The 14,066-nt window shown below is 59.4% G+C and carries 11 protein-coding genes; 7 read left to right on the top strand and 4 right to left on the bottom strand.

Annotated features, from left to right (window positions below; translation table 11 throughout):
• The first annotated feature begins 81 nt into the window (after positions 1-81).
• The 3 genes from JJB09_RS01010 (at position 82) to JJB09_RS01000 (ending at position 5,239) form a co-directional block, all read left to right on the top strand.
• Positions 82-1,848: a monovalent cation:proton antiporter-2 (CPA2) family protein gene (locus tag JJB09_RS01010; RefSeq protein WP_201651885.1), complete on the top strand. Its 1,767-nt coding sequence runs from the start codon at positions 82-84 to the stop codon at positions 1,846-1,848.
• 225 nt (positions 1,849-2,073) lie between these two features.
• Positions 2,074-3,747: a response regulator gene (locus tag JJB09_RS01005; RefSeq protein ID WP_201651883.1), complete on the top strand. Its 1,674-nt coding sequence runs from the start codon at positions 2,074-2,076 to the stop codon at positions 3,745-3,747.
• A 130-nt stretch (positions 3,748-3,877) separates the two neighbouring features.
• Complete coding sequence (locus JJB09_RS01000; RefSeq protein ID WP_201651881.1) at positions 3,878-5,239, top strand: putative bifunctional diguanylate cyclase/phosphodiesterase; 1,362 nt, start codon at positions 3,878-3,880, stop codon at positions 5,237-5,239.
• 36 nt (positions 5,240-5,275) lie between these two features.
• Here the strand turns inward: JJB09_RS01000 and JJB09_RS00995 are convergent, their stop codons facing one another.
• Both JJB09_RS00995 and JJB09_RS00990 read right to left on the bottom strand, forming a co-directional pair.
• Entirely contained in the window at positions 5,276-5,557 is a 282-nt protein-coding gene (locus tag JJB09_RS00995; RefSeq protein WP_201651879.1) for a porin, read from the bottom strand.
• 108 nt (positions 5,558-5,665) lie between these two features.
• The gene (locus tag JJB09_RS00990; RefSeq protein ID WP_201651878.1) at positions 5,666-6,589 is read right to left on the bottom strand and encodes a LysR substrate-binding domain-containing protein; all 924 of its coding nucleotides are present in this window, start codon (positions 6,587-6,589) and stop codon (positions 5,666-5,668) included.
• Between the two features lie 101 nt (positions 6,590-6,690).
• Here JJB09_RS00990 and JJB09_RS00985 point away from each other — a divergent pair, with 101 nt between their 5' ends.
• From JJB09_RS00985 to JJB09_RS00975, 3 genes are all read left to right on the top strand, one after another.
• Positions 6,691-8,235: a trimethylamine methyltransferase family protein gene (locus JJB09_RS00985; RefSeq protein WP_201652656.1), complete on the top strand. Its 1,545-nt coding sequence runs from the start codon at positions 6,691-6,693 to the stop codon at positions 8,233-8,235.
• 204 nt (positions 8,236-8,439) lie between these two features.
• A complete protein-coding gene (locus JJB09_RS00980; protein WP_201651876.1) occupies positions 8,440-10,491 on the top strand; it encodes an NADH:flavin oxidoreductase in 2,052 nt (683 codons plus the stop codon).
• A gap of 97 nt (positions 10,492-10,588) precedes the next feature.
• Entirely contained in the window at positions 10,589-11,755 is a 1,167-nt protein-coding gene (locus JJB09_RS00975) for a pyridoxal phosphate-dependent aminotransferase (RefSeq protein WP_201651874.1), read from the top strand.
• Positions 11,756-11,843: 88 nt separating this feature from the next.
• Here JJB09_RS00975 and JJB09_RS00970 read toward each other — a convergent pair whose 3' ends face one another.
• Complete coding sequence (locus tag JJB09_RS00970; RefSeq protein ID WP_201651872.1) at positions 11,844-12,278, bottom strand: DoxX family protein; 435 nt, start codon at positions 12,276-12,278, stop codon at positions 11,844-11,846.
• A gap of 224 nt (positions 12,279-12,502) precedes the next feature.
• Here JJB09_RS00970 and JJB09_RS00965 point away from each other — a divergent pair, with 224 nt between their 5' ends.
• Entirely contained in the window at positions 12,503-13,207 is a 705-nt protein-coding gene (locus JJB09_RS00965; RefSeq protein ID WP_201651870.1) for a glutathione S-transferase C-terminal domain-containing protein, read from the top strand.
• Positions 13,208-13,244: 37 nt separating this feature from the next.
• Here JJB09_RS00965 and JJB09_RS00960 read toward each other — a convergent pair whose 3' ends face one another.
• Entirely contained in the window at positions 13,245-13,679 is a 435-nt protein-coding gene (locus JJB09_RS00960; protein WP_343228970.1) for a hypothetical protein, read from the bottom strand.
• Positions 13,680-14,066: the final 387 nt, after the last annotated feature.

The following is a 14,066-nucleotide window of genomic DNA, read 5'->3' as shown; positions in this document are numbered from 1 at the left end:
CAAGGGTCGCTCACCTTATCTTTACCTGTCTCGGGCCTAACAGGCTCACAAACATCGATCGACACCGGATCCATAGCTCTCATGGCTCAGCCGCATGCCCTATTCAACGAAGCGCTTCTGCTCCTCGGGGGCGCCGTTGTTGCCGCGCCGCTTTTCAAGCGCCTCGGCCTAGGCACTGTCCTTGGCTACCTCGCCGCGGGCATCGTCATCGGCCCGGTGCTCGCGCTGATCAGCGGCGGCGACGACATCTTGTCGGTCGCCGAACTGGGCGTGGTTTTCCTGCTGTTCATCATCGGCCTGGAACTCAAGCCGGCGCGGCTTTGGCAGATGCGCAGAGATATCTTCGCGCTGGGTAGCGTGCAGGTGCTGGTCTCCGGCGCGGTGTTGTCGGCGTTGGCATACTATCTCGGACTTCTCGATTGGCGCGGTTCGCTTGTTGCCGGATTCGGACTGGCGCTGTCTTCCACGGCTTTCGCGCTGCAGATCCTCGAGGACCGGGGCGATCTCAACACCCCCTATGGACAGCGCGCCTTTTCCATCCTGCTGTTTCAGGATCTCGCCATCGTGCCGCTCCTGGCCATGACGGCGTTCATAGCGCCGGGCGGCGACGAAGGCGGCTTCAGCCTCGCAAGCGCGGGCATCGCCATCGGCGCCGTCATTGGCCTCGTGCTGATCGGCCGCTATCTGCTCACACCGCTTTTCCAGATCATCGGGCGAACTGGCGCACGTGAAGCCATGATTGCGGCAGCCCTGTTCGTGGTACTTGGGGCAGCAGCGCTGATGGAGGTTGCCGGCCTGTCGATGGCCATGGGGGCGTTTCTTGCCGGCCTGATGCTTGCCGAATCGTCATACAGGCACGAGCTCGAAGCCGATATCGAGCCGTTTCGCGGCATTCTGCTCGGCCTGTTCTTCATGGCGGTCGGCCTGTCGCTGCAATTGCAGGTGGTCAGCGAGAACTGGCTCATCATCGTCCTGGCCGTGCCGCTCATCCTGCTTGTCAAGACGGTCGCAATCTATGTGCTTTACCGGCTTGCCGGATCGTCGCACAACAATGCGCTGAAGGGCGCATTTCTGCTGTCGCAGGGCGGCGAGTTCGGCTTCGTGTTGTTCACCGCTGCGGCAGGCGCTGGCATTTTTCCGCAGTCCACCGCCTCCCTTCTCATTGCCATCGTCACCGTGACCATGGCGCTGACGCCGGTGTTTGCCGCCATCCCCGCCCTGATCGCCAAACCGGAGGAACGTGAAGAGATCGAGGAGGATTTCGAAGGCGCAGGAGCAGACGTTTTCATGGTCGGCTTCTCGCGCTTCGGCCAGATTGCGTCGCAGATCCTGCTTGCCGGCGGACGCAGCGTCACCGTCATCGACCAGTCCGCCGATCGCATTCGACAGGCGTCCCGCTTTGGCTTCCGCATCTACTTCGGCGACGGCACCCGCAAGGATGTGCTGATCGCGGCCGGAATCGAGAAGGCCAAGATCATCGCGATCTGCACCCAGAAGAAGGAAATCACCGACCGGATCGTCGATCTGGTGCAATCGGAATATCCGAATGCCCGTATTTTTGTCCGGTCCTACGACCGATTGCACGCACTCGAACTGCGCAGCAAGGCCGTCGAGTACGAGCTGCGCGAGACCCTGGAATCCGGCCTGCTTTTCGGTCAAAGAGCGCTCGAAGCACTTGGCGTACCGGAAAGCGATGCGGTGCTGGTGACCGAGGATATCCGAAAGCGGGACGAGGCGCGCCTCGAACTGCAGGCATCGGAAGGCATCACCGCCGGCAGAGAGATGCTATACAATCATCCTGTCCAGCCAGAACCGCTGGTGAAGCCGCGGCAGGAGGCTGCTGAGTAACCGCCTGCGGCAGAAAAGCAGGAAGATTGCGGACGCGTTAAACGCTAATTAATTTTATCCTGCAATTAAATGTACAACTTGAAATGAATGCGGGACCGGTGCGCGGTTCTTACCCGCAGGCCAGGATCATTTGCTGGAGTGATCCAATTGCGAGCCTGCCGTTTCCCGCTTCAGGCCATCACCAGCATGAAAATCCACAAAATGTAGCCCTTCAGGGAGCCAGCAATGGACGATGCCGCGTCGATGGACGCCATCATGCAATGCAATTTGCTGGAGATCTTCTGTGAAGGTCTCGGGGCGGCGATTTTCGTTACCGACAAGCTCGACCATTTGAGCTTTGCGAGCCTGCGTCTGCTGCACCTTTTTCCCATTCCTGAAGCCGCCATCGAGGTCGGCAAGCGGGCACGCGACCTCTACGGCGCCCTGTTCGATTCAGGGCTACGGTTTGGCGACGGTTCCAAGTCCCCCGCCAGCCGCGAACAATGGATTGCCGAGCGCGTGGCTGTTGCCTGGAAGGAACGGTTCGATACGATCGAGCAATGCGGGCCGGACCGCTGGCTACGCATCGTCAGCCGCCGTTTTCCGTCCGGATTGGGCCTCACCATCATTCTTGATGTTTCAGAACAGAAAAAACGAGAAGTGAGCTGGCGTGTCGATCAGGAGCGCGTGCGCCTCACCGAGGAAATCCTCGACACGCTGCCCGTCGCCGTCGCCATAAAGGACAAGTATCTGAACTTCGTTGCAGTCAACCAGAGATTCTGCGCGATGCTGAACCTGCCTGCCGAGGCCATTCTCGGCAACAATATCTGGTCGATATTCACTCCCGAACTCGCGCAGACGCTGGAGGAAGCCGACTGGCAGCTTCTGGCGAGCGGGGTGGACCGGCAAACGATATTCAATCTGGGTGATGCCGAAGACAAGCAATTGACCATCCTGCATCGTGCGCGCCGCATGGGAACAGCCGGCAACCAATTCATCGCCATGTCCTTCGACGAACTTCCGCAGGCTTCCGTGAATAGATCGGCTGCCGATCTCATGCTGAAAATCGACACGTCCGCATTATCGCCTCGCTCGACCGCAGCAGATGGTCCAGCACACCGGACCGAGCCATCGGTGCCGAATCGGGTGCGACGTCGCATTGTCTATGTCGCCACCGAGGGCGAGAATGACGAGGCGCTGATGCAGGATGCTGCCGGTAGACAGATTGATCTCTGCATCATTCGCGACCCCGTGGAGTTCGCGGCGTTCCTGCCTGCAGTCAAAGCTGCCGGACTGACGATCGACCTCGTTCTTCTGGCAAGCGACAGCGGCGGCCTATTCATCGAAATCGCAGCACGGCACCAGATTGCCTGCAGACGACTGGCTGTGAACGCCAGTCCCGCCAGTGGGTTCGAGATCGCGCCGGCCGTCGATCTGCTGCAGGCAAGTCCAGCATACAAGCCGTTTTCTGGGGCAAGTCCGCAGGCGACGCCGCTGCCCGCTGCCGAGGTTACCGACGTGCTCGCGGTCGAGGATAACCCGGTCAATCGTCTGGTGCTCGAACAGTTGCTGGAAAGCCTGGGATTGAACTTCACGATCGTCAGTACCGGCAAGGAGGGGTTGGCGAAAGCCGCCGAACTCAAGCCACGCATCATCTTCGTGGACGTCACGCCGCCGGACATGACCATTGGCCAGTTCGCGGCCACTGCGAGCAGCCTGTTCATGCCCGACGCCAAGGCGCCGCCGATCATCGGGCTGTTGACTGGCAACTCAACGGAACAGCATCAACTCTGCATCGATGCCGAACTTGCCGGCGCGATCGCCAAGCCGCTCAGCCCGGACGCCCTGGACGCGGCCATCCGGAAGCATGTGTTGAATTTGGAGGCTCCTCGCGCGTTGTCATCGCGTTCGGCTGCCTAAGTCGATTTATTTCCGGCCTTGCGACTTTTACGGTTGCATTCCGGAAAACTAATCGCCTCGAAAAAGCCAATTTTTAACACTTTCGCCTCAATGTCACATTGTGACGTAAATGCTTGCAGGGAATGCGCAAATGAGGGTCGATGACCCGGGATTATCGCCAGCTAGCCAAAATGAATTGCAGGCATTGGCTTTCACCGATCCGCTCACGGGACTGGGTAACCGCCACAGGCTACGGGACAAACTGCGCGCTCTGATCGCCGAACGTGCCGAAGATCCAGCTCCTTTCGCCATCGGCATTGCCAATCTTGACGGCTTCAAGCCGATCAATGATCTGTTCGGCCCTTCCTCCGGCGACCAGATATTGTGCCAGGTCGCGCATCGGCTGAAAGCGTGCATACCCGATGGCGCGACAGTGGTGCGCTATGACGGCGATGAGTTCGCCTTTCTCTTCCCACTCGTCTTCGAGCGCCGCAGCGCCGAGAGGACTGGGATCATGCTCAAGGAAGTCCTGTCGGCGCCGTACGATCTTGGTGACCGCAACGTGCGCCTATCCGCTTCATTCGGTTTTTCGATCCATCCGTTCGCAGGCGAGGATTTCGAGGACCTGATCAAGAGCGCGGAAACTGCGCTCTATCGTTCGAAACGCCGCGGTCGCGGTCAGATCACCGTCTATTCCACCGAAATAGCCGAGCAGATGAAGCGCGCGACCCAGCTAGAGCAAGCCCTGCGCAACGCCATCATCGCCAATGAGGTGGAGGTACATTTCCAACCGATCGTCGATCTCCAGAATGACACGGTCGTCGGTTTCGAGGCGCTGGCTCGCTGGATCGACCGCGATCTCGGCTTCGTTTCACCCGCAGTTTTCGTGCCGCTTGCCGAGGAACGGGGATTCATCGACGCGTTATCGGAGACGCTGCTGCGCAAGGCAGCCGAAGCTGCGCTTTCATGGCCGCAGGAACTGTTTTTGTCCTTCAATCTTTCATCAGCGCAATTGATGGACCCATCCACAGCGTTCAATATTCTGGCGATCATCAATCGCACCGGCCTCGACCTGCGCCGCCTGGAGCTCGAGATCACCGAGACGGCGATGATGACCGACCCGGAAACCGCGCACAAGATCGTCACTGAATTGCGCTCGGCAGGGGTGCGCATTGCGCTGGACGATTTCGGGACCGGTCAGTCGAGCCTCAGCAGGCTGCGCGATTTCGCTTTCGACAAGGTCAAGATCGACCGCGCCTTCGTCTCCCGCATCACGTCGGACAGCGCTTCCGAGCACATTGTCAAGGCTATCATCGCCATGTGCCGGGGTCTGGAGCTCGAAGTCGTAGCGGAAGGAATCGAGGACTTCGCCGAGGCGCTGCGCCTCAAGGCACTCGGCTGCGGTTTGGGCCAGGGATATTTCTACGGCCGCCCCGTCGATGCCGAGGCGACGCTCGACTATATCGCCCGGAAATATGTCGATGAAGGCAACAGAGAAAAGGCGACGGCCTGAACCTTCGCTGCGCCGCTCAACGTGCCGATTGAAGCATCAGTCGCTGTTGGTCTCGAAATCCAGGGTAAAGCGGCCAATGCTACCGTGTGCCGTGCCTTTTCCCCCGCCTTGAGAAAAGTGGTTTTCGTAGCGGAGCTGGCCGCTCATTTTCACACACGTGTTGCTGCCAGGAACCAGCGTGTAGCCCGTGCCGTAAGCATCGCAAACATTTACGCGCTCCATCGTCAGCGGATCGGTTGCCACGATCGCGTCCTCGGCCCGAGCGCTTACGGCGGCAAGGCTGATGACGCTGCCGAAAAGAACACTCCTGATGAACATTGCGGGCCTCCGGCCAAAAGCTGACGACATGGATGCACCGGTAGAAATGGGGCAATCTGATGGACTATCCACTTTTGCACGCGGATTTTCCACCGGCAATTCTCGCGACTAGGGCAAGTCGCTTGCTCCTGTCCCCTGCCCCACGAGCCAGTCCCTCACCTTGCGGGCGGGAAGGCTGAGTTCGCGCGAGCGCGGCCAGACCACATAGAACGCGTTGCCGGTTTCCAGCACATAATTGCCAACCGGCATCAGCGCGCCGGACCGCACCTGCGGTTCTATCAGATGCCGCCAGCCTAGCGCGATGCCCTCGCCTGCCAGCACGGCCTGGATGACCAGAACATAATCATTGATGATCAACGGGCGATAAGGCCTCGCATAGTCGATTCCCGCACGCGCAAACCACTCCTTCCAGTCGCAGGCCTCGCGAACGGGCTCTTCGAGGTGGATCAGCCTGAGCCCGGTCATCTCGGCCAGCAACGGCGGTTTACCCAGCGCATCAACGAAGCTGGGACTCGCCACGGCACAGACGACCTCCGGGGCAAGCATGGCAGAATGATACTGCGGCCAGGCGGAGGGATCGCCTCCGCGAATACCGAGCGGAATAGCTTCCTCCTCCAGATCGAGGTCGCGCACCGATGTCTGGATGCGCAGGTCGATTTCCGGCAAGTCCTTGCGCAACAGGTTGATGCGCGGCAACATCCACATCGAGGCAAAGGCCGTGGAAGCAGCGAGCGTGACGTTGGTCTCCCGGCCCTTGGCACGAATGGCCTCCGCCGACTTTTGAATGCGGGTCAGCCCGGCGGAAACATCGGCATGAAAGCGGGCGCCGGCCTCGGTCAATTCCACGGCCCGATGGCTGCGGTGAAAGAGCGGCACGCCAAGTTGGTCCTCCATGGTCCGGATCGCATAGGAAACCGCAGCCTGGGTCATGCCAAGTTCATCGGCCGCGCGCGTGAAATTCTCATGGCGCCCGGCCGCTTCGAAGACGACGAGCGAGGAAGCCGAAGGCAGCAGTCTCTTCAGGTTTTGCATAAGGAGATTTTATATCTTCTCTCGAAAATTTGGAAGGATACTTCGTGAAAAATCACCGCTAGTCTTTCGCCAACCACAGGGGAGCTTATGCAATGGCAGTCATGGAAGCGGACAAATCAACCGGGCCTGCACCGGCGCGGCGCGAGCGCGGCAAGCGGCGCGACCCATCCGCCAAGCCGCTGGGTATTCCCTACATCGTCAGGAACATCCCGACCTACGACATCCTTGGCGAAGAAGGCCTCGAGCGGATCGAAAAAACCGGTGAACGCATCCTTGCCGAAATCGGCATCGAGTTCCGTGACGACCCGGCAGCATTGGAACTCTGGCGGAAAGCCGGCGCGAAGCTCGACGGATTGAAGGTGACCTTCGAACCCGGCATGCTCAGAGAGATCGTGGCATCCGCACCCGCGAGCTTCACCCAGCATGCCCGCAACCCGGCACGCAGTGTCGAAATCGGCGGCAAGTCGGTTGTGTTTTCACCTGCCTATGGCTCGCCTTTCGTGATGGATCTCGACAAAGGCCGCCGCTACGGCACGATCGAGGATTTCCAGAACTTCATCAAGCTGGCTTATTCGAGCCCGTGGCTGCACCATTCCGGCGGCACGATCTGCGAGCCTGTCGACCTGCCGGTCAACAAGCGTCACCTCGACATGGTCTACAGCCACATAAAATATTCCGACCGCGCCTTCATGGGATCGGTAACGGCGGAAAATCGAGCGGAAGAATCGATCGACATGGCCCGTATCGTCTTCGGGCGCGACTTCGTCGACAACAATTGCGTCATCCTCGGCAATGTCAACGTCAACTCGCCGCTGGTCTGGGACGGCACAATGACAAAGGCCATGCGCGCCTATGCCCGCGCCAACCAGGCCGCCGTGATCGTGCCCTTCATTCTCGGCGGCGCGATGGGTCCCGTCACCAATGCCGGCGCCATTGCCCAGAGCTGGGCCGAGACGCTGGCGGGATGCGCGCTGACGCAGCTTGAGCGGAAAGGCGCGCCTGTGATTTTCGGCAATTTCCTGTCCTCTATGTCATTGCGCTCAGGATCGCCGACATTCGGCACGCCCGAGCCAGCGATCGGCTCCATGGTGGTCGGCCAGCTCGCCCGGCGGCTGAAGTTGCCGCTCCGTTGCGCCGGCAATTTCTCCAACTCGAAACTGCCCGATGGCCAGGCGATGCAGGAAGGGGTGGTCTCTATGCTATCTGCCGTGCATTGCGGCGCCAACTTCATCCTGCATTCGGCGGGGTTCCTCGACGGCTTGCTGTCGATGTCCTACGAGAAATTCATGATGGACGCGGATTTCTGCGGCGCGCTGCACGCCTATCTCAAGGGTGTGGAGTTCGATGACAATGCGCTCGCCTTCGACGCGTTTCAGGAAGTCGGTCCGGGCAGCCATTTTCTCGGCAGCCAGCATACGCTGCGCAACTACCAGACCGCCTTCTGGGACACAGAACTCTCGGACAACGAACCCTTTGAAAAATGGAGCGACGAAGGTGGTTCGACCGATATCGCCGCCCGCGCCAACAAGAAATGGAAGCGGACGCTGGCCGAATACGAAGCGCCGCCTTTGGACGTCGCCATTGACGACGAATTGCAGGACTATATGAACCGACGGAAGAACGACGTGGCGGATGCTTGGCATTGAGAGGGAATAGCATGAACCAATACCCCCCTCTGCCCTGCCGGACATCCCCCCCTCAAGGGGGGAGATCGGCAAGACGTGAACTCGCCATTTCCAAACTTTTGCCGAGTGCTGAGACAACGCTGTTATCCTTCGGCACGACGGCACTACATCCAATCTCCCCCCTTGAGGGAGAGATGCCCGGTAGGGCAGACGGGGGTGCTTCGCATGGCTGATCAATCCAACGACCCCCTGCTGCAGCCCTACAAGCTCAGGCACCTGGCACTGAAGAACCGGATCATGTCGACCGCGCATGAGCCGGCCTATTCCGAGGACGGGATGCCGAAGGACCGCTACCGGCTCTATCATCTCGAAAAGGCCAAGGGCGGCATCGCCATGACGATGACGGCGGGATCGGCCAGCGTCGCGCCGGACTCGCCGCCCGCCTTCGGCAACCTGCTCGCCTACAAGGACGAGGTCGTGCCGTGGCTGAAAAAGCTCACCGACGACTGTCATGAGCATGATTGCGCCGTGATGATCCAGCTCACCCATCTTGGCCGCCGCACCGGCTGGAACAAGGGTGATTGGCTGCCGGTGCTCGCCCCTTCCCCCGTGCGCGAGCCGGCACATCGCGCCTTTCCCAAGGAGATCGAGGATTGGGATATCGAGCGTATCGTCGGCGACTACGCCGATGCCGCCGAGCGCATGCAGGCGGCGGGTCTCGACGGTATCGAATTCGAGGCCTATGGCCATCTGATGGATCAGTTCTGGTCGCCCGCGACCAACAGGCGTGAGGATGAATTCGGCGGTTCGCTCGACAATCGCCTGCGGTTTTCGAACATGGTCATCGATGCGGTTCGCAGGCGAGTCGGTCCGGACTTCATCGTCGGCATCCGCATGGTAGCGGACGAAGACTGGGATATCGGCCTTTCACGCGCTGAGGGCATGGAGATCGCCCGGCGCTTCGCCAAATCCGGCAAGATCGATTTCCTCAACATCATCAAGGGGCATATCGACCATGACGCGGATCTGAACGAGGTTATCCCGATCCAGGGCATGCGGTCAGCCCCGCATCTCGATTTTGCCGGTGACGTACGCGCCGAGACCAAGTTTCCCGTTTTTCATGGCGCCCGTATCGCAGATGTCGCGACAGCCCGGCATGCCATTGCCGAGGGCAAGCTCGACATGGTGGGCATGACACGCGCCCATATTGCCGACCCGCACATCGTCAACAAGATCCGCTCCGGCCGCGAGGCGGAAATCCGCCCTTGCGTCGGCGCCACCTACTGCCTCGACCGGATCTACGAGGGCGGCGAGGCGCTCTGTATTCACAATGCGGCCACCGGCCGCGAGGCGATCATACCGCACACGATCCCCAAGACCGAGGGCAAGGTCCGCAATGCGCTCGTGATCGGTGCCGGCCCCGCCGGACTGGAAGCCGCACGCGTGCTTGCCGAGCGCGGCCACAAGGTCGAGGTGCTGGAGGCGATGGATGAAGCCGGCGGCCAGATCAACCTGCTGGCCCGCAATCCCCGTCGCAAGGAAATGATCGGTATCGTCGACTGGCGGGTGGCTGAACTCGAACGGCTTGGCGTGCCGGTGCACTACAATTCCTATGTCGAGGAAGACGAGGTTCTGGGACGCGACGCGGATCTGGTGATCGTCGCGACCGGCGGCATGCCGCAGAATCCTCCGCTTCTCGAAGGCGACGGTCTGGTCGTTTCGAGCTGGGATATCATTGCCGGCACCGTCAAGCCAGAAGGGCCGGTGCTGCTGTTCGACGACAACGGCGCCCATCCCGGCATGACGGCCGCGGAACTGATCGCCAACCAGGGTGTTGAACTCGAACTGGTTTCGCCGGAGCGGTTCTTCGCGCCGGAAATGGGCGGGATGAACCACGTGCCTTATGCCCGCGCCTTCGCCAAACCGAATGTACGGGTGACGATCAACACGCGCCTGCTCGCCGTGCGACGCGACGGCAACAGTCTGATCGCTACGCTCGGGTCGGATTTCGACAAGTCCTCTCGCATCGAGCGGCGCGTGGCGCAGGTGGTAGTCGAGCACGCAACCGAGGCCAATGACGGGCTCTACAAGGCGCTCAAGCCGCATTCGCGCAATCTCGGGGCGGTCGACTACAAAGCCCTGATAGCGCGCAAATTCCCGCTGGGAGAGCGCAATGCGGAAGGCCGCTTCGACCTCGTCCGTATCGGCGATGCGGTGGCGAGCCGCAACATTCACGCGAGTATCTATGAGGCGCTGAGGATCTGTTCGCTGGTGTGATCCCCATTCACCTTGCTGACAGGTCCTTCAAGATTTCTCATAGGATTTCGGCGAAAAATCAGGTTATCAGGGAATACCTATCCAGGAGCCCGATTGCATGAATTTCCTCGACAGTCTTAGCCCGCAAGCCCGCCTCGCACCCGAGAGCGGCATCCTCGAAGTCGTCAACTATGCCCGGGGCCGCGAAGGATTGATCCCGCTGTGGGTCGGCGAAGGCGACATGCCGACGCCCAAATTCATTGCCGATGCGGCAGCGGCCTCGCTGGCTGCAGGCGACACGTTCTATACCTACAACAGAGGTATTCCGGATTTGCGGCGGGCGCTATCCGACTACTATTTCAGACATTTCGGCAAGCGTCTTTCACCAGAGCATTTTTATGTCGTCGGTTCCGGCATGCAGGCGATCAAGCTGTCGATCGAAGCTGTTTGCCAACCCGGCGACGAGGCGATCTACCTTTCGCCGGCCTGGCCGAATTTCGCTGCGGCACTGGAGGTCTCGGGCTCGCGGGCCGTCGCCGTGGAACTAACCTTCGGCCACGGTCGGTGGAGCCTCGACATCGACAGGCTCAAGTCCGCGATCACGCCGAAAACGAAGGCGCTGTTCATCAACACTCCATCCAACCCGACAGGCTGGACGGCGACGCGTCAAGACCTGCTCGAGATCCTGGCGCTTGCGCGGGAGCACGGTATCTGGATCATCGCTGACGAGATCTATGCGCTCTACTCGTATACGGCCCAGCGCACCCCCTCGTTCCTCGATGTAATGGAACCCGAAGACAAAATACTGTTCGTCAATTCCTTCTCCAAGAACTGGTCGATGACCGGCTGGCGCGTCGGATGGATCGTCGCTCCGCCGCAAACCGGACAAGTGCTGGAAAACCTCGTTCAATACGCCACATCAGGCGTTGCCGAGTTCATGCAGAAGGGTGCGATCGCCGCGCTAGACCAGGGCGACGGCCTGATCCACAGCAATTTCGACAAGGCTAAAATCTCACGCGACATTCTCTGCGATGCACTGATCGCCACCAACCGGGTGGAAACACTCAAGCCAGACGGCGCACTCTATACGTTCCTGAAGATCGATGGTGTGGTGGACGCGAAGAAAGCTGCCTTCGACATCGTCGACAAGGCCGGCGTTGGACTTGCTCCGGGCACGGCTTTCGGGCCCGGCGGTGCAACGTTCCTGCGCGCATGTTTCCTGCGCGACCCCGAGCAGGTGAAGACCGCAGCGGAGCGGCTGGCAGAATACATCCGAGAGCTATGAGCCGCTCCAGATCAGTTCCAGGAGATCTCAAAACAAAAAACCCGCCGGCGATTGCCGGCGGGTTTTCGATTTCTGGCTTCGAAAGCAATCAAGCAGTGACTGCCACGCCGCGGCGTGCATCGAGCGAAATCGCGCCGGCACCGACGGTGGCAAGCAGAACATAGGCACCTGCAAGGGTAATGTTCTTCATCATCATGATCTGGTTGAGCGTGTTGATCCAGCCAAGCGCGCCTTCCGGCCAGCCTTCAATAGCAACCGTGCCGCTGTGGAAAACGACGCCGGTGAATACGCAGAACAGGGCGAGTGCCCAACCGACGATCCGGGTCTGAAAACCAGCGAGGACGGCAAGGCCGGCAACGAGTTCGAACAGACCGGCGAGGTAGGCGAGAGCCGTCGCAGCCGGCAGACCGGCACCAGCGATCATGCCAGCGGTACCAGCAGGATCGGTCAGCTTGCCGAAGCCGGCAAAGATGAACATGAAGGAGAGCAGGATGCGTGCGACGAGAATGATAACGTTGGACATGGGTGGCTCCGATTGGGTTTGATGAAAGCAGATAACCACTTTCTCATCGTAACCGAAAGCCAGCCAGCAGTGCACATATTGTCAAGCAATAATGAACGATAACCGGCTTGCATATTTCTTCATTTTAAAGGTGATAACCTTGCGGGCCGCTGGTCTGCTCCTTATGTCTCCTGTCACCACCTCGATTTCCCGGTTTTACTACTCTTCCCTAAGGATTTGATTTCATGGCCGATCTTTCGAATTTCCCGATTACTGCCCGCTGGCCAGCCACCAAGCCGGATGTTATCCAGCTCTATTCGCTACCCACTCCGAACGGCATCAAGGTTTCCGCCATGCTCGAGGAAATCGGTATCGACTATGAGCCGCATCTCATCGATTTCGGCAAAAACGACCAGATGACACCAGAGTTTATTTCGCTCAATCCCAACAACAAGATCCCGGCGATCATCGATCCCAACGGTCCCGATGGCAAACCTATCGGGCTGTTCGAATCCGGCCTGATCCTGCAATACCTGGCAGAAAAGACCGGAAAGCTGCTTCCCACGAACGCGTCAGGTCGGTACGAAACCCTGCAATGGCTGTATTTCCAGATGGGTGGCATCGGGCCGATGTTCGGCCAGGTCGGCTTCTTCGTCAAATTTGCGGGCAAAGAAATTGACGATCCACGTCCGCGCCAACGCTACCTCGATGAAGCCAAACGCCTGCTCGGTGTGCTCGAGCGTCGCTTGGCCGGTCGCAAATACATCATGGGCGACGACTACACGATTGCCGATATCGCACTTTGGCCGTGGCTGAGGACCTTGACCGGATACTACGAAGCCGGCGATCTGGTCGGCATATCCAACTTCCCGAACGTGCTAGCCTTCCTCGATCGCTGTGCAAGCCGTCCTGCCAGCCTGAAAGCCATCAACATTCCCGCACGCAGCTGACGGACAAACGGAAATCCCCGCAAAGCGGGGATTTCAATCAATGCGTACCCTGAATATCGGCCGCCATGCGCGGAAAGACAAACACACCGCGCATGCTGCCGCTGGAACTATCGCTCATGCTTATCGACTCGCCAACGCACATCAGCGGCTGCCGATCGCTAGGCCCACCGACAATATATGTCGAGAAACAGAAGGACGATGGGGTCGAGGATGCATTTTCGAGCAACTCGAGAATGCTGACGCGATCGTTCGGCTCATAGCAGCGCAGAAGCGTCAGCAGCCCGCATTCACCTTCATCCAGGCCGTGAAAATAGCCGCCGACCCTGCCGATCTGGAAGAGACCGTTCGCCAGGTCACCTGTCCAGTTCTCGGTCGCACAGAATTTGTAGAGTTCGACGCCGTCCGCCGTCAGGGCCAGCCCGTCTACGAGGCTGATTGTCGAAGGCGCTTTCGATTTTGATATCCTAAACACTTCCAAGACCTGTTATTAGGATCCGCCAAGAATGCGCCGCCGAGGCAGACGACAATGTTTCGGACGATCCATGCACCAATGTTATGGCAAATTCCTGTCGAGCAGTAGAAAACGCAATACATCGGCCACAACGCCTACCAGCATTGTGCCATCAGACAAAATTCTCGGTGCATGCTACAAGCGTGTCACATGCTTCTGCAGAATCACAGAGCACACTCCGTCCGCATCGATTATAAGAAATTCTTTATAAGACCTTTTACCTTGACGGCAATAGCAAATGTAACGGGCAGCTACAACGCCTGAATATCGATGATGTACTTCGGTTGACTGGACAAATTGCAACTTTCGCCGTCGAAACAGGAGGCTACGCAAACAGCCGCCCCCTCC

This window comes from Phytoamicus setariae (assembly GCF_016722925.1).
In the GTDB taxonomy this organism is placed as follows: domain Bacteria; phylum Pseudomonadota; class Alphaproteobacteria; order Rhizobiales; family Rhizobiaceae; genus Rhizobium_E; species Rhizobium_E setariae.
This window is presented reverse-complemented; position numbering and strand designations above follow the sequence as displayed.